Genomic DNA, 22,711 nt, shown 5'->3' with positions numbered 1-22,711 from the left:
TCTTATTCCTCCTCTGCCAGAGTATATTTCACTACAACTGCCACACTGCCGTTAAGTGAATCTTCTATAACCTTGGGAAAAGAAACATCGGCTACCATAGCCCGCGGTTCCTGTTCTGTAATAGCTGCGATGATTTCTGCAGTCAGGCGGGATTCAGCGATGAAGGCAGGTTCATCAATAATCGAGTAGTCCACGCCAACCTCCCGGGCTAAGGGAGCGCTGCCCCAAGGAGTAGCAAGAATCATACGAATATTTTGAGCGACCTCTTCCTCTACCGTTACCGGACTGAAGTTGATCCGGGTGGGCTGCGTCATATCTACGGTATACATCATTTCACATACTCCTCAAGTGAGATCGTGACCTGTGCGTCTATCACATTGCCGATGCTGTCCAGCCGGTTCCAATCCTGGGACAAGCCGCTGATCACCCACAGTCCAACCCCCACATTCTTACGTCCTATGATTAACGGCATCGCTTTGCCCGCACGGTCCAGCTCGGTAAGCCTGTCAAGCTCTTTCCGCGGATTAAGACCCAGCGCCGCCGAGAAGTGAACAGAGAACGACACCGAATCTGCCCCCGGTCCCAGAAATTCCTTTTTGGGCTTCTTGCCGATGATTTCATGCTGTGCCCACCGGCTGGAGCTGCTGCGCTTGAATTCATCTATGGTGCGAATCGCCCCCTCGGCCACGACAAAAACGACCGGTCCTAAGCTGCCAATCTTGTTCATTTTGTATTCTTGTCCCTGGTTCTGCTTCCCCGTACTGCTCATCCGCTTCCGCCTCCCCCTCCATCGTTAAATGCGCTGGCCGACACCTTGCCTGTGACCGTCAGATCTCCCTCGATCCGCACCCCGCCCCCACCTTTAACATTCAGTCTTTTGGCGGAACGGTCATAATAGACATAACTGCCATCCTCAAACCATACCCCCCGCTGATCCATGCTGCCTGTAGGCTGATCGTCTTCTTCAAAGTACGTTCCCAAGCAAAACCCTGCCGAACGCCCGTTATCCAAAAAAACGCACAGCACTCTCTCACCCGGCAACGGTATCGCATTGCCCCTTCCCCAACCGCCCGGCGTGAGAACCGGCAATTCGCCAGAAACCATATCATCCCGGTCTGCAAAAGAAACCCTGACACTTCCCGCCGCCAAATTTGTTGTGGATACCCTGCCAATAAAAATCAACTCTACCACCCCAATACTTTGCGAATTTCCAGACTGGTTGTGTAACCGCTACTTCCAATCGAATGTCTGGCGGATTCTATGATGTATTTCCCGTCAAAGCGCTGCCAGCCCTTGATGTTAATGGTTAACCCTGTCGCCATCCGCATATCTCCCATGAGGGTCAGGGTGCCTTTTCCGCCTTCTTTATTGCGTTCCCGCAACTTTTTGCGGGCTAGCCGCAAGGCATCTGCCTGGCTATCAACCTGCTCATTGATCTTAAGCACAGGCCCCCCCTTCGGCGCGCCCTCTGGTGTGTAAGTAGCCTTGAGAGACTCTTTGCCCTGGGAAGGCGTATACGCAACCGTACAGGCCCGGAAAGCTGCGTATGCAGTATTTAGGGCAAAGCTGTACCCTGTCACATTCGCCTCCCCGCGCACAATCGTTGCGATCGCAGGCTTTTGTTCATACTCCATTTCATCAAAAAGAACCAGGTTTCCACCGGATACTTTAATGGCGATGCCCTCCTGAGTAGCCGTGTCCAGCAAAAAGCCCAGGTCCGACATCTCCGACTGCTCCAGACGTTCATAAGAAGGATTGTCCTGTGCCTCATAAATTAATTTCAGGTTAGCGCGTTTGGCAACTTGAGCGGCTACCGTTTTCAGATTCGTTTTCTCCCAGCTGCGCGAGCTGCGTTGCATCCGAATCTCGGAGGTGATGGGGAGTGAAACCGCCTTAATGGATATCGTGTCAGGGGGACCGTTAAAGTCAATACTGTCCACCTCAAAGCTTCCCAGCGGCAGCTTCTTGATCTCCCCCGGCTTCCCCCAATTGACAGTTCGGATGGAGGCAGTGAGCCGGTCTCCTTCAATAGGCGCCCAAGGTCCCTGCCAATTGCGCTCCCGGTCCTCCAGCGATACAGTAAGATCATCCAGGGAACCGGAGGCAGCATCATTGTATTGAAAGTCAGTTAAAGACTTGGCAATATCGAGCGTGACATCCTTCCCGTTATACCGAAGCTCCAGTACTGCTCTGCGTGCGTCCTGCATTAATTCCATCCGGTTCACTCCCTTCGCCAAGGAGGCAATGAGCTGGAGGTATCCGCCGGCAACTCCGGGACATTCAGAACAATATTGCTGGAGAACACACTGACTGCCGCATGTGCCGGGTTAGCATTCAGAAGCAGAGTCATGAACTTCGCGTCACCATATAGCTTAAAAGCAATTCCATCCCACATATCTCCTTGCACAGTCCGGTAGATCATTGGAAGCTCACCCGCCTCTGCTGCTGGAGCATCGCTTGGAAGCGGCGTTCAAAACCATCCTCTGTCTGCCGTAAAGCGTCTCTAAGCTGTTCGACCACAGATTTATCCCCACCTTGAAGGTTGATATTTGGCGCCCAGGTTACATGAATATCCCCATTGTTAACAGAATTATTATTATACCCCATTAAATCATTTGCCTTCTCAAGCAAAGACCTCGACCGGGGCTTGCGGTTCAAGGGAATGGCGATTTCAGGACCAGCCTCACCAAAAATAGAGGGAACGTATGCGATACCGCCTTCAGCGTACCCCTCAAAACCCGGATCATGTTGCGCCAAGTAATTCATTTTTTGGCCAGCTTTAGTGCGGGAATTGGGTGTACCATTGGTTTCAATGGACTTATGGACTTCGCCCCACTCTTCCTTTGTAAGTTTCCAGTTTGGAACCTGTCCGGTTTGCTGCCATAAGACCATAATATTAACCATCTTTTCGGCAGGAACTTTGTCCAGCTCACTGGTGAGATTCCCCACTTTATATATTGCTTGATCAATCTGTTCTTTTTGAACAACGGACATATCCTTGTACTTTGCTACTTGTTCTTCCAAGGTTCCGCCGAGATTAAGCTCAATTAATTTTTTTTGGGAATTGTAATAAGTTAACATGCTATTTTCTGCTTTGTTTATGTCACCCTCGGTTTCTTTGATTTTAGCGTTTTGGTCATCGAAGGAATTCATATATTTTTCATAATCTCTTCTGATCGACTCAATAGCCCACCCGCCGGAAACATCGTAATTTGTACCTTGAGCTTTATTGATTTTATCTCTTAATGCATCTATCTGTGCTACTTTCTCCTTTTCGCTTCCCTTTCCATCCCAAATCTCATCAAGCTGATTCACGTACTCACGATAATCTTGAAATTTAACCTTATTAGTCTCATATTCAGCGTTCTGCTTGGCGAGTTTTTCGGTCGATGCTGTGTATTCATCCTCCAAATCAGGCAATTTAGCCTGTGCTGAGAGTGCATCATGCTCTAACTCTCGTCTGCCTATCTCCTCACGGGCTTTGGCCAGATTTCCTACAAGCCCAAGCTGATCGCTAAATCTTCCACTTTTCAAATCTTCAGCAGACAGAATACCCGGATTCATATCAATTAACTTTTGCTCTACATCCTTCTGTTTTCGTCTGGCTTCTGCCAATTCTGCAGCGGGGGTTTTGACGTCCTTAATTTTCCTCGCCAACCGGTCATATTCGGTAATCAAGCCTTGAGTTTTGGTACTGGCTTCCTCAATCCCTGAATAATTAGCATAGGATTCCTCCAGTGTACCTCCCATATTCAGAAGCTCCTGGCGTGCATCCTCCTGATGCTTTTTGAAGGCTATGACCCCTGCTGTGACCAGCCCCACACCGGCAACAGCGAGACCTACGGGATTCGTCAGCAGTCCCAGTGCCCCCGCAAATCCTCCAGCCGCTCCGCTGGCCCCGCTGGCCGCCTTAATGATCGTGGAGAACTCCTGAACAATCTTCACTGCCTTGGTAGCCAATACTGCGGTAGGCGCTGCAAGACCGATGACCATCAATGCTTCTTTGTTGTCTGACGCCCAGCTAGTCAGCCCCTGAAGTGCCGGCATCACGCTCTCTCCCAGAGGGACTACTAGACCGGACATCAACTCCCGCCCTATGGCTGCAAACTGTTCGGTTAGCGTATTATCCTTAATCGCAGACACTTCATCCATCGTCTGCCGGGTCATATCAAACTGATGCCGCGTCTGGCCCAGCGACAACACCGCTTTGTTTCCTATTTCCTCAAATTGAGACCCGAACAAGGCACCGGCAAGAGCCGCTTGATGAGCCGGATCTTTAATAGCCTTTAATTTCTGAATAACCTGATTCATGGCTTCCTTGCCGGTGACGGTTCCGTCCGCCATCCCTTTGAAGATGGCATCACCGTTGCCCAGCGTCTTTTGCAGTTGAAGCATTGCTTTGTTAGCCGAGTCTCCCCCCGCCTTCAGATCGCCAACAAGAGCAACGGCCCCTTTTTTTCCTGCAGCCTTTACCAATTCAGCAAATTCTTTCGACTTCGTCCCGCCACTGATAAGTGCAGCACTGAACTGATCCAGCTGCTTAGGAGCAAAGAGCTCGTAAATAGCGGCCTTTGCAGAATCCGAGCCCTCTTTCACCGTGGATCCGAATTTCTTCATAATACCGGCAACGCCATCAATGGAGTCCGCCCCATTGTCCATGCCAGAGCTCAACAACTCAAACATCTCGTCAGCAGAATACCCCATCTTTTTGAAGTCAGCGCTGTACTTCTCTACGGCATTTAGAAGCCCGCCGGATGTATTCATCCCCTTCTGCGCACCTTGGGCCATCAGATTATAGGCCTGTTCTGAAGAGATGCCGAATTTTTGCATCATCGCGTCAACGGCTTGTACAGAGTCAGATATATCTCCCTTAAAAACATCACGATACGTCATGGCGGTCTGGGTGGTCTTCTCCAGCTCATCTCCGGTTTGGCCCAGAACTTGCTTCACCGTTCCAACCGCGTCACCGATATCCTCGAAGTTTTTACCGTAATTCTGACTGTACAGGCTATCGGAGATTTCTTTCATTCCGCTCATTTCAGCGGCGGTTAATCCGGTTGATGCCTGAAGCTGCGCCATTGCCCCAGCAGAATCATTCACAGCCGTCCATACGGCTTTTAAGGGTTCAACCGCTTTTTGCAGCATGGAGAAATCTACTTCATTGAATGCATCCTTAAGTCTGTCACCGAGTTTACCGGCATTATCGCCTACCTCCTCTATGCTGTCATCTGCATCCTCAGCCTCTCTGCGCAGTACATCAAAGTACCCTCTGCTCGCCAGTTCCCTAAGAACCCGGTCCAGATCCTCAATATGCTGTTCCGCTTCCCCGACAGAGCGCCGGAAATCAGGATTCACCAATACATTCAGCCGGACAATAATCTCATTAATACTTCCGCTTGGACTGCCTGTTCCTGCCATAAGCTACCTCCTTCCCTTCATCCTCGACACCCTCTCTACCCAATCCCCCAGATCCTCCAAAGGCAAAGCAAGAAAATAAGGAATAGGAGTATGGGTAAGCATGGCCAAAGAGACGGCGATGTCTTTGATCCCATCGCCGTCTCCGCAGCCTACAGCAGCAAAAAACTTTGTGCCTGTAAGGTCAGTTTTGTGAAATCCTTAGCAGGCAGGACCCGGATTAGTCCAACATGAACACCGGCTGCCTTCGCTACAATATAAGCCTGATAAGCTTTATTGGTCTCCTTAATCAATTCCCCGCCGGATTGCCGCGCCGACTCCATCTGATACTGCCGGTCACAGACCAGAATGTCCTCACCCGTCAGCTTGTCAAAATTGATACTCAGGCTTTCAACAGTATCGCCCTCAAATGTTACCGGCCGGGCGAAAGTATATACTTCCGCTCCAGTCTCCTCCAGTTCTTTTGTTCCCATTGTGCATTCTCCTTATAGACCCAGATTCTCTTTGGTAGCCGCGAGGTAATCGACATCGTGTACCTTATGGATGTAGTTATATTTATCAATTTCCAGCACCTGGACACCATCCAGAGTGACCTTCAAATAGTTGACCGAGAAGTTGTTGGTAGTATCCATGGCTGCTCCAGTCTCCAGATTACCGAGTGTCAAGCCGAGCGGTCTTGCACGGACGGTTACCTTGAAGGGCACCTCACGATATTCACTTGTTGCCGTGTCAAAGGTCTGAATCGAAGCCCGGAGATCCAGCGTATGGACCTTCGGCGCCAGAAGAGAGGCCGCTGCGTTTTCAATCGTACGCCATTTGAGCGCCAGACTCATCGCTCCCGTGTATCCTGGAGAAGGCGCCGCCATTTCACCGGCAATCCCGCCCCCTTTAATTGTATCTACCAGGTAAGTAATTTCCGGCAAGGTCGCGGTTGCTGTTCCCAGGTAATCGACGGCATTCAAGTACACTGAATAATCAATAACTCTTTCAGATCTTTTAGGCATAATTTGCTCCTCCTTTTACGCTACCAGCGCAGCTAAGTATGTTGTGTCGTATTCAAGCAGGAATGAAATCTCCTGTGCCGGTCCCGGTGGTGTGATATGCAGATGGAAGGTAACCTTGCCGGCCATCAGCTCCTCCACCGGGTTCTCGGACTCATTGAAGTCTACCCGTCCGCCCAGCAGTGCTCCGGAAGCCGTCAGCCCATTCAGCCAGATGTTCACCGAATCGGTAACTGCGGCAACCAGCCGCTTGTTCATTGGATCATCCACCTTCTGCATGTAGGTCAAAATCAGACTGTTGCCAATCCAGTTAAACATGCGGCGAACCGGAATAAAGCTGTCTTTGGGGTCTGTTGCACCAGGATAGGCAGCCGTATGATTGCCCCAGCTCTTCCAGCCGCTCGTTCCAAGGTTAAGTGCCGTTACAATCCCCGTGCTGTTAAGGAAGCTTGCCTGATCAATCCCCAGGAACTGGCCTATCCCATCAGAGAGCACCGTCCCATCCGCTTGCAAGGACTTGTTAGACGGTGATACAAAAGGAATACCGCCGTTATTGGCATCGGTCGCTGCGATAAGTCCTGCGAGCTGAGTAGAGAAATGATATTTCTTCTCCCCCAGAGTCAGCATCGGATAAGATGCAATTTGAAGAGGACCCGTGTAGCTGTTGTCCGCTTTCCACGTACCGGCATCTGTATACGGCTGGGACGGATCAATATCCGTCAGCGCTATCGCCTTGAAATTCCCGTTGATATTTCCCGCTTTCGCCTTCATTACTGCGGCAACTGCAGACAAGTGTGACCAGCCTGGAGCCAGCAGCAGATCCGGAAGAATACCAAACCGCGGGTAAGCTTGATGGACCAGTTCGAAACCGGTATATTCCCCAGAGACGCTCACGCCCCCAATAACATCCTCAGCCTCTACAGCATCCGGATTAAGCTTGTCATAACCGATCGTCAGTTGATTCACATTGACCGCGATAGCACCAGAAGGCTTTGTTGTGATCATCACATGGCCGCTCTCGTCAAAAGCAGCTGAATAATCCTTGCCGGATACGTAAGTTGATGTACCATCTGAAGATTTAACAATGAGTGTTGGCAGCAGTACTCCTTCTTCCTGAAGGACTGCAGTACGGTTAGTTACAGCAGCCGTTGCAGGGGCAACCGTTGTCTTATGCGTGGTCGGATCAAGCACATTGACCAGAATCATAGGGGCTTTCTCGTACAACGCAAAATGAGAATATATTAATTCGCTCAGCGTATATTTTGACCAGTCCTCACTGTATCCGAAAGCAGCCACTGCTTCTGCGTAACTATATACAAGTACTGGAGTATTCACCGGTACAGCCGCATTAGCCAAATGCACCGGAGCCGTTCCTACCGCAAAAGGAATACCGCTTGTCGCTTTTGTCGGAGCCAGAACCGAAGTCGATTGTTCAATAATTGTTACACCATGTTTAAAAGCCATATTTTAAATCCCCTTCCCTAAAAGTCTTTGATATACTGCATATTCAGCTGTTCCGGCTTGAACAATGCGTTCCTGCACTGCCGTCATTTGTTCAACCGGTATAATCAGTTCTGCCACATCCGGCTGTTCTTCCAGCAGCGGCAACAAATAGGCAGGAATACCCGAACGAAACACGGTAGATTGCAGCAGCCGCCCGCCGCGCAGGTTTGGACCTAAATAGATCCGTGCCGGCTCCTGCTCATTTTGGAGATTGTCTTTATTTTTAATGAATCTCATTGTTGTGCCTCCTGTCTAATTTCGGGCAATGCCCATGTTGTTACAAGTTCGCCTCCCCAGTCATCTGCAGGATGCTCCTCGTTAAGTTTCACTTTCCAACTGCCGTCCATGACGAATTTGGATTCAAGTACTCTCTTGCGCAAAAGCAGGATACGTACCCGCTCCATCATATTAAGCAAATCAATTAATCCTGTGTCATCTTCGGATTGAGTTCCGAACTGTAGTTTAATTTGGATTTGCCCTTGACCTGAATCTCCCTCACCTTCAGCCGGGCGAATCATAATTACCGGATATACAGGCTTCCCGGCATTACTCTGCGGTAGATATCCCAGCAGAACTGGTGGTACGGGCAGCATGTCATCTGCCAACTGCTCTTTCAGAAACTTTTGAATCGCCATGATTAATAAAGTAATTGTCACTGCGCCCCTCCCCAATCTCTAGAACTCTTTTTCAAAGCAGCAGTTTGCCCCTAACGGCTTCACCATCTTTGCAGTCACCTCCCCCTCCGGCATCAGCAGAATGAGCGTCGTTATTTATCTTTCTATTTATTAGGGGCTTTCACTAGACAAACCCATTATTTAATTTAAAAAGCTAATTTTAGATAAGAGACATAAACTCATCTGTTACAGAACTGACCTTTTTTTGTGCCCGCTGAATATACTCACTTACACTGCCGGCCGAAATCTGGAGCATATCAGCAATAGCCACATGCGAGAATCCTTCACCTTTTGCCAGCATGTAACACTCCTTCTCCCTCCTGCTTAACAGCCCCAATACATATTCCAATTGAAAACGTTGATCCTCAGTGAGTCCTTCAGAAGGGACTGCATTGAACCTGGCGGTAAAGTTCTGCATACGCACAGGTTCTAAAAGAATTTCCCGTTCATAGCCTGCCCGCCGTTCAATTCCCCGCGTGTTCCCCGGCCGCCGTCCACTGCTCAGCCACTCAATAACATATTTGCAGTCACTGACCATTCCGGCGATTACCTTCTTGTCATCCGCATCTGCGCTTCCATATAATTGCTCTACACTCTTTAATGAAATTTGATATTCTGGAAGCAGTTTTTGCACACCATTTGAATCCAGATGTTCCACTTCTTCCTGCTCTATACACCACATGTTTATTCCCCCTCTATCAAAAATCAATTTAGATATACTCAATTTCGTATTTTTTAATCATATTATGCTCAATTTCGCATTAAGTCAAGCCTTATATCCGCAATAATACGAAAATGCATATTTACAATTGCATTCAAACCTTCTACAATAAACTTAAGAATACGAAGTAGCGTATACACTGATGATTTTAGGGAGGACTGTATGTGCAACGGGCTGAAGTCTTAAAGAGGTTAATCGAGGAAACAGGCCTGAACACGAAGGCTTTTTCAGAAAAGGCGGGAATTCCTTATACTACGCTGAGGTCGATCCTAATGCGGGGTGTTGGAGGAGCTTCTGTAGATAATGTCCTTAAAGTTTGTCGTACATTAGGTATAACTACCGAAGAATTGGAGCGTTTGGCATACGGAACGAGTGAGGAAGGGGCTGCTCCCCTAACTTCTGAAATGTCCGAATTTGAGGCTTTTCTAAAAAATCCGGAACATGGGTTGTTTTTCAAAGATTATCTGGATGCACCCGAGGAGCGTAAACGCGAAATGTTAACCTTCTGGCAATTCATCAAAGATCTCGAAAAGAAAAAATCAGACTCTTCGGATACCCACTAAAAGCAGGGAATACTCGTGGTTTCAGCCAAGAGCTGATTCCTCATATCTATACATACGAACATACATTCTTGTTAAGGAGGTTTTTTTATGTTTATCCACTATACAAAAACACATTTGGAGCAATTCGTAGAAAAGCTCTATATAAAGCATTCTATTCTGCAACCTGAAGACATCACTATTCCAAGGCTATCGGCTGAGCTGAATATTCATATAGATTATGCCCCTATTCAAAGCCGCGCTTACGAATCCAAGTCAGGTATACGCTGTGTATTATTGGACAACCGGACTACACCCATGAAGCAGCGGTTCGATTTCTTGCATGAGCTATGTCATATGCTGAGGCACGCCGGAAATCAAATGGTACTGCCAATTCCATTCATCAAAGCACAAGAAGAGGACGCAGAAAAGTTTGTTCTTTATGCCACCATGCCCTTTTTCATGCTTCAATCCTATAGTTTATCAGGAAATTACAATATCGCTATTCAGCAGATTTCAAAGGTTTTTGGTGTATCCAGAGATATGGCAAAAATACGCTTTGATCAAATTCTACGCCGTGAGTACGAGGGAGAGATGTTGCCTGGAAAGAGAGAAGAATATCAGTCACCTTCAATTAAAGAAAAGCATGTGGAACCCAATCATAATATAGATGAGCCTGTAATCTTTGCTTATTATGATCCCCACAGCACCTTGGATGGTCCTGATCAGCTTATTGTCTGTCTTGATCACAATACTTTGTCCACTCAGCATGAATGGATTGTACCTATGGAAGAAAGGTTTGAGGAAATAGAGCTAGATGCATTGAAGAATCTTGAACTTGAATCTGCATCGAGAGGGGACTTGATCTGTTTTGATGGGGAACTCACCCTGCAACTTCACCAGCTGGTGTACCGATATGGTTGGTCCAAAAGAAACTTTGTATTGCAGATGAGGGATATCGAACAGATTCTTGAAGCAGATCAAAGCACAGTACGGAGATTCCTCTGACGCGGCAGCCCTGTCTGTCATAGACTTCAAAATGAAAGCCCATGCGCGATTGCATGGGCCTTTTTTCATTCGATTTTGAACACACCGCCAAACACATAAAAAGCTCCTGACCATAAAGGCCAGGAGCTTGAAATCCTTGATAACAAGGGAATCTTAACGTTTCGAGAACTGTGGAGCACGACGAGCGGCTTTGAGGCCGTATTTCTTACGTTCCTTCATACGTGGGTCACGAGTCAGGAAGCCGGCTTTCTTCAGCGCACCGCGATATTCAGGGTCTACTTTGAGCAATGCACGGGAGATCCCGTGACGGATTGCGCCAGCTTGACCGGAAATGCCGCCACCGTGTGCAAGAACGATTACATCGTAGTTGCCCAGAGTTTCAGTCAGGTTCAAAGGTTGTCTTACGATCATCTTCAATGTTTCAACACCGAAGTATTCGTCCATCTCACGTTTGTTAATGACAATGCGTCCTTCACCCGGTACAAGGCGAACACGTGCTACCGAATGTTTACGACGACCTGTCCCATAGTATTGTACTTGTGCCATGAAACTGTCCTCCTCTATTCTTATCCGCGAAGTTCGTAAACTTCAGGTTTTTGTGCTGCATGTGGATGTTCAGCGCCTGCATATACTTTGAGTCTCAGCTTCATGTGATTTCCTTGACGAGTCTTAGGAATCATACCATGAACTGCGAATTCAATCATACGCTCAGGTCTAGTCTTGAGCAGTTCTTCGGCAACGGTAACCTTCAAGCCACCTGGGTGCATCGAGTGACGGTAGTATTTCTTGTTTTGCATTTTCTTACCGGTCAGGTGAATCTTCTCAGCGTTGATAACAATTACGAAGTCTCCAGTATCAACATGTGGAGTGAATTGCGGTTTGTGTTTGCCACGGATCAGAGCAGCGGCTTCGCTTGCCAAACGGCCAAGTGTTTTGCCTTCGGCATCAATAATGTGCCAATTGCGTTCAACTTCGTTCGGCTTCGCCATATAGGTGGTACGCATGAATGTTTCCTCCTTGTTCTCGTACGAAAATCATCTGTTTCGTATATCTTGTTTCTCATTGGATTACAATTATGTGAGTTAAAAAAAGCTTGTTTGTTTGGCATTTCCTTGATCGGGGCTGTGGGATAGCCATCAAGAAAACACAACTTTTATATTACAGCATAAACATGACAAGTGCAAGTGATTTTTAACTATTCCAACGCTATTTTTCAGAAAAAAATAGTGTACTGAACGTTTAACTCTCATTCTCGTCATATTCCACACTCCAGAGTGCCAAACCTTTAGACACAGCCGTAGGTCCGGCAGCTGCGCGGTCACATGCTGCAAGAATTACAGGAATTCGGTCCGCGCTGATCTTGCCTTGTCCGACTTGCATCAGCGTGCCCATAATTATGCGTACCATATGCTGCAGAAAGCCGCTGCCTGTAATATAGGTATGAATTACTCCCTGATCAGAAGAGCCAGGACGGCACATACTGCGGTCCACCTCAAGATATGCTTCGAATATAGTCCGCACATGCGAAGTCTTGGTAGACTTCCTGGATGCAAACGAAGTGTAATCATGGGTGCCCAGCAGCCCTGCCAACCCCTCTTCCATCGCAGGAATATTCAGCTTCATCGGATGATGATGCTGCCAGCGCCGCTGGAACGGGTCCGGGAACCGGTTGCCGTTAATCGTGTACCGGTAGGTTTTACGCTTCGCCCCTCTGCGGGAGTGGAACGAGAGCGGAACCTCCGAAGCCTCGGTAACCACGATATCCTGCGGGAGCCTGGCATTCAGAGCCAGACACCAGCGTTCCAGCGGAATCTGGGAGGAGGTTATGAAGTTAAAAGGTTGGCCATAAGCGTGCACCCCTGCATCAGTCCGTCCTGAGCCCGTTATTTTGAGCGTCTCGCCGGTCAGATGAAGAATGGCATGCTCCAGCTTGTCCTGAATCGTATTGCCCTTAGGCTGGGTCTGAAAGCCATCATAATGGGTACCGTCATAATTGACTTTCATCAATAGATTGCGCATTTCATTCTCCTGTGGGTCCATATACTTGAATTATTCTCAAAAAAAAGAGCCCCGGCGGGAGCTCCTTCTACTCTATACAAGGTGATTCCCGCGGTTAATTGCACAGCAGGGTAATATGCCCTGCAGTACAATAACGTTAAATACGTAATGCGTACATCCGGAAATCATGGCTTGTGAAACTACGCGCGGTCTACAAGTTCAAGATAAACCATAGGCGCAGCATCGCCACGGCGAGGTCCCAGCTTCAGGATACGAGTGTATCCGCCTGGACGCTCTGTGTAACGTGGAGCAATATCAGAGAACAATTTTTGGATTGCATCTTGTTCACCATCTACAGTCTCACGACGAACAAATGCAGCTACTTGACGGCGAGCATGAAGATCGCCCTTTTTCGCTTTAGTGATCAGTTTCTCAGCGATGGAACGAACTTCCTTCGCTTTGGCTTCTGTTGTCTGGATACGTTCGTATAGGAACAGATCCGTTACCATATCGCGGAATAGTGCTTTGCGCGCGCTGGAATCACGGCCCAATTTTTGGTATGCCATTTGTTTTCCCTCCTTCACTCAAGTCTCAAGAACTCCGGGTATTATTCTTCTGTACGAAGTCCCAAACCAAGTTCCTCTAGCTTCTCTTGAACCTCTTCCAAAGATTTGCGGCCCAGGTTACGAACCTTCATCATATCTTCTTCAGTTTTCGTAGTCAGCTCTTGCACGGTATTAATACCGGCACGTTTGAGGCAGTTGTAGGAACGGACAGAAAGATCAAGCTCCTCGATAGTCATCTCAAGTACTTTTTCTTTTTTGTCTTCTTCTTTTTCAACCATAATTTCGGCGTCTTTCGCTTCATCCGTAAGACCTACGAACAGAACGAGGTGCTCGTTCAAAATTTTGGCTCCAAGGCTAACGGCTTCTTCCGGTCTGATGCTACCATCCGTCCAAATTTCAAGCGTCAATTTGTCGTAGTTAGTCACTTGACCAACACGGGTATTATCAATACCATAATTCACGCGGGAAATAGGAGTGTAGATGGAGTCAACTGGAATTACACCAATTGGCTGATCGTCGCGTTTGTTCCGGTCCGCTTGGACGTAGCCGCGACCACGGCCTGCAAAAATGCGCATGTGCAGTCTCGCGCCAGGTCCCAGCGTTGCAATATGAAGATCCGGGTTCAGGATCTCAACATCGCTGTCCGCACGGATATCACCTGCGGTAACGATGCCTTCTCCTTCAGCATCAATCTCGAACACTTTCTCTTCGTCCGAATGAATCTTCAGAGACAGAGCTTTAAGGTTCAGGATGATTTCCGTCACATCTTCCATTACGCCGGGAACGGTCGAGAACTCATGCAGAACGCCGTCAATTTGGACCGAAGTCACTGCGGCTCCCGGAAGGGAGGAAAGCAGAATCCGGCGAAGGGAGTTCCCCAGAGTCGTGCCATATCCACGTTCCAGCGGTTCAACTACGAATTTCCCATAGGTTCCATCATCATTGGCTTCTACGGTCTCAATCTTCGGCTTTTCGATTTCTATCACGAGTGTACCCCTCCTTCAAACGTCGCTCCTATATGAAACAGTCACCCCATCAGGTGTATCATGTAGTATGCCTAAACACCTATTATTAGCAGATGCGTCAGAATTATACCACAATCACAATTCTGATTATACTAAACGCGGCGACGCTTCGGCGGACGGCATCCATTGTGAGGAACCGGAGTAACGTCTTTAATGAGGTTTACTTCAAGACCAGCGGCCTGAAGGGAACGGATGGCTGCTTCGCGGCCCGCGCCCGGTCCTTTAACCATAACTTCAACGGACTTCATGCCGTGTTCCATAGCTGCCTTAGCAGCAGTTTCGGCTGCCATCTGCGCTGCAAATGGAGTCGATTTACGGGAACCTTTGAATCCTTGACCGCCGGAGCTTGCCCAGGAAATTGCATTTCCGTGAGGGTCCGTGATCGTAACGATAGTGTTATTGAACGTGGAACGGATATGTGCCACGCCAGACTCGATATTTTTCCGGTCGCGACGTTTCGTACGTACGACTTTTTTCGGTTTAGCCATTGTCTCTTATCACCTCTTCTTATTTCTTTTTGTTTGCTACAGTACGACGCGGGCCTTTACGGGTACGAGCATTGGTTTTGGTACGTTGACCGCGAACAGGCAATCCACGACGGTGACGAACACCGCGGTAACAGCCGATCTCAGTAAGACGTTTAATATTCAAGGAAATTTCACGACGAAGGTCACCTTCAACCTTAACCTGCTTGTCGATCGTTTCACGCAGTTTGCTGACTTCATCTTCCGTCAAATCACGGACACGTGTGTTAACGTCAATGCCTGTTTCATTAAGAATTTTCTGGGAAGTCGTTTTACCGATTCCGAAAATATAAGTCAAGGCGATCTCAACGCGCTTATCACGTGGCAAATCCACTCCAGCTATACGAGCCATTTTACGCTACACCCCCTTCTTAACCTTGTTTTTGTTTGTGTTTCGGATTTTCGCAAATTACCATAACAGTCCCTTTGCGGCGGATGACTTTGCATTTTTCGCAAATGGGCTTTACAGAAGGTCTTACCTTCATGTTAATTACCTCCTCAAAGTTTTGCGAAGCAAAACTTTTGTTGTAGTTCCCATCTATTTACGGTAAGTTATACGGCCTTTTGATAAATCATAAGGCGATAACTGCACGACCACTTTGTCTCCGGTAAGAATACGGATAAAGTGCATCCGCAATTTCCCGGACACATGGGCAAGTATCTGATGACCATTCTCAAGCTCAACCTTAAACGTTGCGTTAGGCAACGGCTCGATGACCGTTCCTTCTACCTCAATGACGTCTTCCTTAGCCACAGTTAGTCTCCTCTCTCATTAGCACTTTTTCCAGCGGGTCTTCCATACTTCATGACTGCGAACCGCAGCTTTCCGTTGGTTACCCGGCCGGTTTCTTCCAAACTGTCTACAATCTCACTGCTGATGAAGGGTATGAGCTCCAGGTGCTGAATATTCTTCTTCTTTGGGCTGTCAAACTTACGTTTGTCCCCGTCAGCAATATATACAAACCTGCTATCCACAACTGCGATAACAACGGCAGCCTCTCCGGCATCCTTGCCTTTGAGAATTCTCACAATTTGACCTATCTGCGGGCTGGTCCCAGTATTCACGTGAAGATCACCTACGCATTCAGTTTTGTGAAAATCTCCATGCCGTCCGGTGTAACTGCAACTGTATGCTCAAAGTGAGCGCACAGTGACCCGTCTACCGTAACGACAGTCCAGTTATCTTCCAGCGTTCTGACATATCTGTCTCCTGCGTTAACCATCGGCTCAATCGCGAGTACCATACCCGGCTTCAGTCGAGGTCCGCGGTCAGCTATGCCATAATTCGGAATTTGCGGTTCTTCATGCAGTTCTGCCCCAATGCCATGGCCAACATACTCTCGGACAACGGAGAAGCCGGCGTCCTCAATATACTGCTGGATTGCATGGGAGATTGTAAACAAGCGCACATCCGGTTTGACCAACGCCAGTCCAGCGTACAGGGAGCCTTCCGTGACATCCAGCAGACGCTGAGCCTCTTCGGAAATACTACCCACCCCGTAAGTCCAGGCGGAATCACCGTGATAACCGCGGTACTCTGCACCGATATCCAGCGTAACGATGTCGCCTTCTACCAGTTTGCGTTTCCCAGGAAATCCATGCACCAATTGTTCGTTGACTGAAGCGCAAATGCTGGCAGGAAAACCGTTGTAGCCTTTGAAAGACGGCACAGCACCCTGACTGCGGATGTATTGATCGGCGATTCTGTCGAGCTCTCCGGTCGTAATGCCTGGCTCAATAGCCTCAGCTATACGGCGGTGACTCTCGGCAACAATTCGACCAGCTTCCCTCATAAAGACAAGTTCCTGTTCGGATTTACAAATGATCATTACATTAACCCCGCAATAAAGATACGATTTCAGAAGAAACGACATTGATTTCGTTTTCTCCGTTTACCTGACGCAAAAGACCTTTATCGTCATAAAATGCAAGCAGCGGCGCTGTCTTGTTATCATACTCATCCAGACGCTTGCCTACGCTCTCTTCGTTATCATCCGGACGCTGATACAATTCACCGCCATCAATGTCGCAGATGCCTTCTTGCTTCGGCGGGTTGAAAATCAAATGGTAGGATGTTCCGCATACTGTGCAGATCCGGCGTCCGGTAAGACGCGCCATCAGCAGTCCGCGGTCCACATTCAAGTTGATCACATGATCCAGTGAAGTCCCAAGCCGGCTGAGGATTTCTCCCAGCGCTTCCGCTTGCGAAAGGGTTCTTGGAAAACCATCCAATAAGAAACCTTTTTCGCAATCGGACTGCTGCAGCCGTTCTTCAACGATTCCAATAGTCACATCATCAGGTACAAGCAAGCCTTGATCAATGTAAGATTTAGCCTTCAATCCAACCGGAGTACCCTGCTTGATTGCCAAGCGGAATGCATCTCCTGTCGAAATATGCGGAATGCCAAGCTCCTTCACTACAACAGCGGCCTGTGTTCCCTTGCCTGCCCCAGGAGGGCCCATGAATAAAATGTTCACGATTCTCTTCTCCCCCCAAAAGTTCGCCACCAAGCAAGAAACAGCACAATAGGTACCGGGAAGTCTAAGAACCCAGGTACTTCACCGGAACCTATCGCCTATTTATTGATGAAGCCTTTGTAATGGCGTTTGATCAATTGGCTCTCGATCTGCTTCATCGTATCCAATGCAACACCGATTACGATCAGCAGTGCAGTACCGCCGATCTGTACTTGCTTAGGCAAACCGGATAACGTTCCAAACAATACTGGCAGCACAGAAATGAGTGACAGGAACAGCGCACCGGACATAGTCAAACGCGACATTACTCTAGTCAGATATTTCTCTGTAGCCTTGCCTGGACGAATACCGGGAATGTATCCGCCATTCTTTTTCATATTGTCAGCCATTTGCTGCGGGTTCATCTGGACAAACGTATAGAAGAACGTAAATCCGATGATCATGACTACGTATAGCAGCATTCCGAGCGGCTTTGTATGATCCAGATTGGCTGTTACCCATTTAGCCCAGCCATGGGTTGACCAGAAACTCGATATAACGATCGGGAATTGAAGCAGTGAAACGGCGAAGATAACCGGAATTACACCAGCCGCATTAATTTTAAGCGGAATGTGCGTATTCTGTCCACCGTACATTTTGTTACCGACTACGCGTTTGGCATATTGTACAGGAATCTTACGGATACCTTGTTGAACAAAGATAACCCCGACAATAATCGCAACAACCACGATCAGTACAATAACGACTTTAAGAATATTCAGGAACATCTGATCCGGCTGAATGAAACTTGATTGAGCCGTAGTTGTGATATATCCCGGAAAGGCGGCGACGATTCCCGCAAAAATCAGGATCGAAATCCCGTTTCCTATACCCTTTTCAGTGATCTGTTCACCTAACCACATCAAGAACGATGTACCCGCCGTCAATATGATCGCAATAAGCAGGTAATCCGCAAAGGTTGCATTTGGAATCATCTCAGTGCCATAAATCCGGTTAAACCCGATAGATGTGGCAAACGCTTGAATCAAACCTAGCACTACAGTGCCGTAACGCGTAATTTGCGCCAGTTGTTTCTTACCGTGCTCCCCTTGCTTCGCCCATTCGGCAAACTTAGGGACAACATCCATCGAGAGCAATTGCACTATGATGGAAGCCGTAATGTACGGGTAAATACTGATCGCAAAAATCGAGAAGTTTTTGAGCGCTCCGCCCGAGAAGGTGTTCAAAAGACCCATCAAAGCGTCTCCGCCCTGATTTGTTGATTCCAGTACTTCTTTGTTCACACCGGGAACCGGTACAAACGAACCGATGCGGTAAATGATCAGAACGAACAGGGTAAACAGGATCTTTTTGCGCAAATCTTCAACATGCCATATATTCTTAAGCGTCTTGAACATTAGATCACCTCGGTTTTACCGCCGGCAGCTTCGATTTTCTCTACCGCAGATTGAGAGAACTTATTTGCTTTGACAGTTAATTTAACAGCTAGTTCACCATTGCCGAGAATCTTAATGCCGCTCTTAGTGTTGCTGACAACACCAGTTTCAAGCAAAAGCTCAGGAGTTACTTCTGTTCCTTCTGCAAAGCTGTTCAGATCTTCCAGGTTCACAATCGCGTACTCTTTACGGGTAGGATTGACGAAACCACGTTTAGGCAGACGACGATAGAGTGGGTTTTGTCCACCCTCGAAGCCTGGACGCACACCACCGCCGGAACGGGAGTTTTGACCTTTGTGACCGCGGCCCGAAGTTTTACCATTACCGCTACTTGGTCCACGACCAACGCGGTTGCGTTCTTTCCGTGATCCAGGAGCTGGAGCAAGTTCATGTAACTTCATCGTTTGCACCTCCTTATGTTTGTTAATTTATACGAGGCTATTAGCCTTCAATTTCAGTAACGGACAGCAAGTGGCTCACTTTGTTGATCATTCCGCGAATTGCAGGAGTGTCGTTGTGAACCACGGACGAGTTGGTTTTGCGCAGGCCGAGCGTCTTAACAGTAACACGTTGTGTTTCTGGACGTCCAATTACACTGCGTACGAGGGTAATTTGCAATTTTGCCATTGACGTTCCCCTCCTTAACCGCGTAATTCTTCGACAGATTTGCCGCGAAGCTTCGCGACCTCTTCAATGCGCTTCAGACGGGAAAGACCCTCTAAAGTAGCATTGACCATGTTCATGGAATTCGAAGAACCCAAAGATTTTGTCAAGATGTCGCCAACGCCTGCCAATTCAAGCACCGCACGAACTGGTCCACCAGCGATAACGCCGGTACCTTCGGATGCTGGCTTCAGCAGAACGCGTCCTGCGCCGAAATGCCCAGTAACCAAGTGAGGAATCGAAGTTCCTACGATTGGAATGTGGATCAGGTTTTTCTTGGCGTCTTCAATGCCTTTACGGATGGCATCCGGAACTTCGCCGGCTTTACCGATACCAGCACCAACGTAGCCGTTGCCGTCGCCCACAACAACAAGTGCACTAAAGCTGAAACGGCGTCCGCCTTTTACAACTTTTGCAACACGGTTAATGTGTACAACTCTTTCTGTCAGTTCTAAACTGTTCGGATCTACACGCAAGTCGTTAACCTCCTTTTAGAAATATTCTAGAATTCAAGACCAGCTTCGCGAGCTGCGCTAGCCAGAGCCTGAATCCGTCCATGGTACAAGTATCCACCGCGGTCAAATACAACCACTGCATAACCCTTTTCCTTGGCACGCTCAGCGATCAATTGACCCACTTTGCTTGCAGCTTCAACGCTGCCGCCATTTCCGATTGTAGCACTCAATTCTTTATCCAGTGTGGAGGCAGCTACGATAGTAACGCCTGTCACATCATCAATCAGTTGAGCGTAGATGTGTTTCGAAGAACGGAACACATTCAAACGCGGGCGCTCAGTAGTACCCTGGATCTTCTTACGAACACGCAGGTGTCTTTTGAGACGAGCCTTGTTTTTATCCTCTTTTGTAATCATGACTTCCCTTTCACTCCCTTCAGTTTGCCGTAAACAGCTTCACTTTAAGATGCACGGGGTATCTTACAATTAAGGTAGAGCTGGTTATTTCTTCTTACCAGCTTTACCTTCCTTGCGGATGATACGCTCGCCTTCATATTTGATACCTTTACCTTTGTAAGGCTCTGGTTCACGTACAGAACGGATTTTGGCAGCATAAGCGCCTACGCGTTCTTTATCAATACCTCTAACGATGATCTTCGTGTTCGCAGGAACATCGAACTCGATACCCGCTTCCGGTGTAATTTCAACCGGGTGGGAGTAACCAACGTTCAGTACGATTTTATCTCCGGATTTGCTTGCACGATATCCGACCCCAACCAGCTCCAGAGATTTCGAGAAACCTTCAGTCACACCACTCACCATGTTGTTGACAACGGAGCGGGTTGTGCCGTGAAGTGAACGATGCAATTTGTTGTCCGACGGGCGAACAACAGTGATTTCGTTATTTTCAACTGTAATCTTCATGTCTTTATGAAGCTCACGAGTCAAAGTGCCTTTAGGACCTTTTACTGTAATAACGGTGTTGTCCAAAGTGACATCTACACCGCTAGGTACTGCGATTGGTTTGCGACCAATACGAGACATGTGTTGCACCTCCTTATCTTGTGACGTTTATTACCAAATGTAGCAGACAACTTCTCCGCCGGATTTTGATTGACGAGCTTCCTTGTCGGTCATAACTCCCTTAGATGTGGAGATAATCGCGATTCCCAGACCACCGAGTACACGAGGCACTTCATTGCTCTTCGTGTATACGCGAAGACCTGGTTTACTGATTCTTTTCAGACCGGAGATAACGCGCTCCTGGTTCGGGCCGTATTTCAGGAAAATACGGATAATCCCTTGTTTGCTATCTTCAACGAATTCAGCATCACGGATGAAACCCTCACGCTTCAAGATGTCCGCGATTTGTTTTTTCATAGTAGAAGCAGGCATTTCTACTGTCTCGTGACGCACAGTGTTGGCGTTACGAATACGAGTAAGCATATCTGCAATAGGATCAGACATAGTCATGTGTGTAAACCTCCTTCCCGTTTATAAACTTCTTACCAACTTGCTTTTTTCACGCCAGGAATCTGGCCTTTATAAGCTAATTCACGGAAACAAATTCTGCAAATTTTGAACTTTTGCAGTACCGAATGTGGACGACCGCAACGCTCGCAACGTGTATATGCACGTACTTTGAACTTAGGCTCGCGTTGTTGTTTAACTTTCATTGAAGTCTTTGCCACTTAGACTGACACCTCCTAAACATTTTCGGAGAAATGGATGATTCTTATTTTGTGAAAGGCATTCCCAGCTGATTCAGCAGCTCACGGGATTCCTCGTCCGTCTTTGCAGTCGTTACGATAACGATGTCCATACCGCGTACCTTATCCACTTTGTCATATTCGATTTCCGGGAAGATCAATTGCTCTTTAAGCCCCAGTGTGTAGTTACCACGGCCATCAAAGGCTTTGCTGGAAATACCACGGAAGTCACGTACGCGTGGAAGCGTTACGTTGATCAATTTATCCAGGAAGTAATACATACGCTCGCCGCGCAGTGTTACTTTAACCCCGATCGGCATATTTTCGCGCAGTTTGAAACCGGCGATGGATTTTTTTGCTTTAGTGATAACTGGCTTTTGACCAGTGATCAATTGCATGTCATTTACTGCAGCATCAAGTACTTTGGAGTTTTGAACAGCGTCACCCACACCCATGTTGATGACGATCTTCTCGATCTTAGGCACTTGCATAACAGTAGTATAGTTAAACTTCTGCATCAGAGCAGGTGTAATTTCATTCAGAAAACGTTCTTTCATTCTTGCTGCCATGAAGATTTACCTCCTTTCATTAGGACTGTATTAGTCGATAATCTCTCCGGATCTTTTTGCTACCCGAACCTTCTTACCGTTATCTAGTACTTTGTAACCGATACGCGTAACTTTCCCGCTCTTCGGATCAATGTGCATTACGTTGGACACATGGATCGAAGCTTCCTGCTCAATGATTCCGCCTTGCGGATTCAACTGGTTAGGCTTCTGGTGTTTCTTCACCATGTTCACGCCTTCTACCAGGACGCGGTTTTCACGAGGATAAGCAGCGATGACACGGCCTTTTTTACCTTTGTCTTTCCCGCTGATCACAAGTACCACATCATCTTTTTTCACGTGCAGTTTGTTGTTGTGGGATTCCAGAACTTTTTTCACTCTAGGCATTTAATTACACCTCCTATAACTGACCTTATCAAGCACACCCGAGT

Annotated in this window: 36 protein-coding genes; 2 read left to right on the top strand and 34 right to left on the bottom strand. The window is 47.7% G+C overall.

The features are described 5' to 3' along the window. Positions 1-2: 2 nt before the first annotated feature. The 12 genes from HQN87_RS29510 to HQN87_RS29455 form a co-directional block, all read right to left on the bottom strand. A complete protein-coding gene (locus HQN87_RS29510) occupies positions 3-332 on the bottom strand; it encodes a GPW/gp25 family protein (RefSeq protein WP_173140515.1) in 330 nt (109 codons plus the stop codon). Then, entirely contained in the window at positions 329-769 is a 441-nt protein-coding gene (locus HQN87_RS29505; RefSeq protein ID WP_254075729.1) for a phage tail protein, read from the bottom strand. Before HQN87_RS29505 ends, HQN87_RS29510 begins: the two co-directional genes overlap by 4 nt. Then, positions 766-1,191, bottom strand: a complete 426-nt coding sequence (locus tag HQN87_RS29500; RefSeq protein ID WP_173140512.1) for a phage baseplate assembly protein V — start codon at positions 1,189-1,191, stop codon at positions 766-768. Before HQN87_RS29500 ends, HQN87_RS29505 begins: the two co-directional genes overlap by 4 nt. Then, positions 1,185-2,216 (bottom strand): phage late control D family protein, encoded by a 1,032-nt coding sequence (locus HQN87_RS29495; protein WP_173140510.1) that lies wholly within the window; start codon positions 2,214-2,216, stop codon positions 1,185-1,187. Before HQN87_RS29495 ends, HQN87_RS29500 begins: the two co-directional genes overlap by 7 nt. Before the next feature lie 5 nt (positions 2,217-2,221). Further along, on the bottom strand, positions 2,222-2,422 hold the full coding sequence (locus tag HQN87_RS29490; protein WP_173140508.1) for a tail protein X: 201 nt from the start codon (positions 2,420-2,422) through the stop codon (positions 2,222-2,224). Next, entirely contained in the window at positions 2,419-5,418 is a 3,000-nt protein-coding gene (locus tag HQN87_RS29485) for a phage tail tape measure protein (RefSeq protein WP_173140506.1), read from the bottom strand. Before HQN87_RS29485 ends, HQN87_RS29490 begins: the two co-directional genes overlap by 4 nt. Positions 5,419-5,567: 149 nt before the next feature. Further along, the gene (locus HQN87_RS29480) at positions 5,568-5,888 is read right to left on the bottom strand and encodes a phage tail assembly protein (protein WP_173140504.1); all 321 of its coding nucleotides are present in this window, start codon (positions 5,886-5,888) and stop codon (positions 5,568-5,570) included. 12 nt (positions 5,889-5,900) lie between these two features. Next, positions 5,901-6,419 (bottom strand): phage major tail tube protein, encoded by a 519-nt coding sequence (locus HQN87_RS29475; RefSeq protein WP_173140502.1) that lies wholly within the window; start codon positions 6,417-6,419, stop codon positions 5,901-5,903. Positions 6,420-6,434: 15 nt separating this feature from the next. Next, on the bottom strand, positions 6,435-7,880 hold the full coding sequence (locus HQN87_RS29470) for a phage tail sheath family protein (protein WP_173140500.1): 1,446 nt from the start codon (positions 7,878-7,880) through the stop codon (positions 6,435-6,437). 3 nt (positions 7,881-7,883) lie between these two features. After that, complete coding sequence (locus HQN87_RS29465) at positions 7,884-8,156, bottom strand: hypothetical protein (protein WP_173140498.1); 273 nt, start codon at positions 8,154-8,156, stop codon at positions 7,884-7,886. Then, positions 8,153-8,575: a hypothetical protein gene (locus HQN87_RS29460; RefSeq protein WP_173140496.1), complete on the bottom strand. Its 423-nt coding sequence runs from the start codon at positions 8,573-8,575 to the stop codon at positions 8,153-8,155. The genes HQN87_RS29465 and HQN87_RS29460 overlap by 4 nt, the downstream gene beginning before the upstream one ends. 178 nt (positions 8,576-8,753) lie before the next feature. Then, positions 8,754-9,275, bottom strand: a complete 522-nt coding sequence (locus HQN87_RS29455; RefSeq protein WP_216857497.1) for a sigma factor-like helix-turn-helix DNA-binding protein — start codon at positions 9,273-9,275, stop codon at positions 8,754-8,756. Between the two features lie 203 nt (positions 9,276-9,478). Between HQN87_RS29455 and HQN87_RS32625 the strand changes: the two genes are divergently transcribed. Both HQN87_RS32625 and HQN87_RS29445 read left to right on the top strand, forming a co-directional pair. Further along, the gene (locus HQN87_RS32625) at positions 9,479-9,877 is read left to right on the top strand and encodes a helix-turn-helix domain-containing protein (protein ID WP_339220551.1); all 399 of its coding nucleotides are present in this window, start codon (positions 9,479-9,481) and stop codon (positions 9,875-9,877) included. An 87-nt stretch (positions 9,878-9,964) separates the two neighbouring features. After that, positions 9,965-10,861: an ImmA/IrrE family metallo-endopeptidase gene (locus HQN87_RS29445; protein WP_173140494.1), complete on the top strand. Its 897-nt coding sequence runs from the start codon at positions 9,965-9,967 to the stop codon at positions 10,859-10,861. A 153-nt stretch (positions 10,862-11,014) separates the two neighbouring features. On the opposite strand, the gene rpsI is transcribed toward HQN87_RS29445, so the two are convergent. From rpsI to rplX, 22 genes are all read right to left on the bottom strand, one after another. Next, a complete protein-coding gene (gene rpsI, locus HQN87_RS29440; RefSeq protein WP_042140127.1) occupies positions 11,015-11,407 on the bottom strand; it encodes a 30S ribosomal protein S9 in 393 nt (130 codons plus the stop codon). 20 nt (positions 11,408-11,427) lie between these two features. Beyond that, positions 11,428-11,865 carry a 50S ribosomal protein L13 gene (rplM, locus tag HQN87_RS29435; RefSeq protein WP_173140492.1) on the bottom strand — a complete coding sequence of 146 codons (438 nt, stop codon included), beginning with the start codon at positions 11,863-11,865 and terminating at the stop codon, positions 11,428-11,430. A 235-nt stretch (positions 11,866-12,100) separates the two neighbouring features. Next, on the bottom strand, positions 12,101-12,880 hold the full coding sequence (gene truA, locus HQN87_RS29430) for a tRNA pseudouridine(38-40) synthase TruA (RefSeq protein WP_173140490.1): 780 nt from the start codon (positions 12,878-12,880) through the stop codon (positions 12,101-12,103). Between the two features lie 179 nt (positions 12,881-13,059). Further along, positions 13,060-13,425, bottom strand: coding sequence for a 50S ribosomal protein L17 (gene rplQ / locus HQN87_RS29425; protein ID WP_019908254.1), 366 nt, complete (start codon positions 13,423-13,425; stop codon positions 13,060-13,062). 41 nt (positions 13,426-13,466) lie between these two features. Continuing rightward, complete coding sequence (locus tag HQN87_RS29420; protein ID WP_036692422.1) at positions 13,467-14,411, bottom strand: DNA-directed RNA polymerase subunit alpha; 945 nt, start codon at positions 14,409-14,411, stop codon at positions 13,467-13,469. Between the two features lie 131 nt (positions 14,412-14,542). Continuing rightward, the gene (gene rpsK / locus HQN87_RS29415) at positions 14,543-14,938 is read right to left on the bottom strand and encodes a 30S ribosomal protein S11 (protein ID WP_020427052.1); all 396 of its coding nucleotides are present in this window, start codon (positions 14,936-14,938) and stop codon (positions 14,543-14,545) included. A 19-nt stretch (positions 14,939-14,957) separates the two neighbouring features. Further along, the gene (rpsM, locus tag HQN87_RS29410; RefSeq protein WP_025706577.1) at positions 14,958-15,326 is read right to left on the bottom strand and encodes a 30S ribosomal protein S13; all 369 of its coding nucleotides are present in this window, start codon (positions 15,324-15,326) and stop codon (positions 14,958-14,960) included. A gap of 19 nt (positions 15,327-15,345) precedes the next feature. Then, entirely contained in the window at positions 15,346-15,459 is a 114-nt protein-coding gene (rpmJ, locus tag HQN87_RS29405; protein ID WP_003322638.1) for a 50S ribosomal protein L36, read from the bottom strand. A gap of 53 nt (positions 15,460-15,512) precedes the next feature. Then, positions 15,513-15,728, bottom strand: coding sequence for a translation initiation factor IF-1 (gene infA, locus HQN87_RS29400; protein ID WP_018753971.1), 216 nt, complete (start codon positions 15,726-15,728; stop codon positions 15,513-15,515). Between the two features lie 2 nt (positions 15,729-15,730). Next, on the bottom strand, positions 15,731-16,039 hold the full coding sequence (locus tag HQN87_RS29395; RefSeq protein WP_173140488.1) for a KOW domain-containing RNA-binding protein: 309 nt from the start codon (positions 16,037-16,039) through the stop codon (positions 15,731-15,733). A gap of 11 nt (positions 16,040-16,050) precedes the next feature. Beyond that, the gene (gene map, locus HQN87_RS29390) at positions 16,051-16,803 is read right to left on the bottom strand and encodes a type I methionyl aminopeptidase (RefSeq protein WP_173140486.1); all 753 of its coding nucleotides are present in this window, start codon (positions 16,801-16,803) and stop codon (positions 16,051-16,053) included. 4 nt (positions 16,804-16,807) lie between these two features. Next, the gene (locus HQN87_RS29385) at positions 16,808-17,452 is read right to left on the bottom strand and encodes an adenylate kinase (protein WP_173140484.1); all 645 of its coding nucleotides are present in this window, start codon (positions 17,450-17,452) and stop codon (positions 16,808-16,810) included. Between the two features lie 98 nt (positions 17,453-17,550). Further along, complete coding sequence (secY, locus tag HQN87_RS29380; RefSeq protein WP_173140482.1) at positions 17,551-18,849, bottom strand: preprotein translocase subunit SecY; 1,299 nt, start codon at positions 18,847-18,849, stop codon at positions 17,551-17,553. Next, positions 18,849-19,289, bottom strand: a complete 441-nt coding sequence (rplO, locus tag HQN87_RS29375) for a 50S ribosomal protein L15 (protein ID WP_036692409.1) — start codon at positions 19,287-19,289, stop codon at positions 18,849-18,851. Before rplO ends, secY begins: the two co-directional genes overlap by 1 nt. A gap of 40 nt (positions 19,290-19,329) precedes the next feature. Then, complete coding sequence (gene rpmD / locus HQN87_RS29370) at positions 19,330-19,515, bottom strand: 50S ribosomal protein L30 (RefSeq protein WP_019908243.1); 186 nt, start codon at positions 19,513-19,515, stop codon at positions 19,330-19,332. Positions 19,516-19,529: 14 nt separating this feature from the next. Continuing rightward, complete coding sequence (gene rpsE, locus HQN87_RS29365) at positions 19,530-20,027, bottom strand: 30S ribosomal protein S5 (RefSeq protein ID WP_036652980.1); 498 nt, start codon at positions 20,025-20,027, stop codon at positions 19,530-19,532. 26 nt (positions 20,028-20,053) lie between these two features. Beyond that, positions 20,054-20,422: a 50S ribosomal protein L18 gene (gene rplR / locus HQN87_RS29360; RefSeq protein ID WP_173140480.1), complete on the bottom strand. Its 369-nt coding sequence runs from the start codon at positions 20,420-20,422 to the stop codon at positions 20,054-20,056. An 84-nt stretch (positions 20,423-20,506) separates the two neighbouring features. Next, on the bottom strand, positions 20,507-21,049 hold the full coding sequence (rplF, locus tag HQN87_RS29355; protein WP_036692405.1) for a 50S ribosomal protein L6: 543 nt from the start codon (positions 21,047-21,049) through the stop codon (positions 20,507-20,509). 30 nt (positions 21,050-21,079) lie between these two features. Continuing rightward, positions 21,080-21,478: a 30S ribosomal protein S8 gene (gene rpsH, locus HQN87_RS29350; protein ID WP_019908239.1), complete on the bottom strand. Its 399-nt coding sequence runs from the start codon at positions 21,476-21,478 to the stop codon at positions 21,080-21,082. Between the two features lie 32 nt (positions 21,479-21,510). Further along, entirely contained in the window at positions 21,511-21,696 is a 186-nt protein-coding gene (locus HQN87_RS29345; RefSeq protein WP_036589425.1) for a type Z 30S ribosomal protein S14, read from the bottom strand. A gap of 44 nt (positions 21,697-21,740) precedes the next feature. Next, the gene (rplE, locus tag HQN87_RS29340; protein ID WP_173140478.1) at positions 21,741-22,283 is read right to left on the bottom strand and encodes a 50S ribosomal protein L5; all 543 of its coding nucleotides are present in this window, start codon (positions 22,281-22,283) and stop codon (positions 21,741-21,743) included. A gap of 30 nt (positions 22,284-22,313) precedes the next feature. Next, positions 22,314-22,667 (bottom strand): 50S ribosomal protein L24, encoded by a 354-nt coding sequence (rplX, locus tag HQN87_RS29335; protein ID WP_019908235.1) that lies wholly within the window; start codon positions 22,665-22,667, stop codon positions 22,314-22,316. Between the last annotated feature and the right edge of the window lie 44 nt (positions 22,668-22,711).

The organism is Paenibacillus tritici, from assembly GCF_013204885.1.
Lineage (GTDB): Bacteria > Bacillota > Bacilli > Paenibacillales > Paenibacillaceae > Paenibacillus_AQ > Paenibacillus_AQ tritici.
The sequence above is the reverse complement of the archived record's forward strand: the minus strand, read 5'-3'. Positions and strand labels throughout refer to the sequence as shown.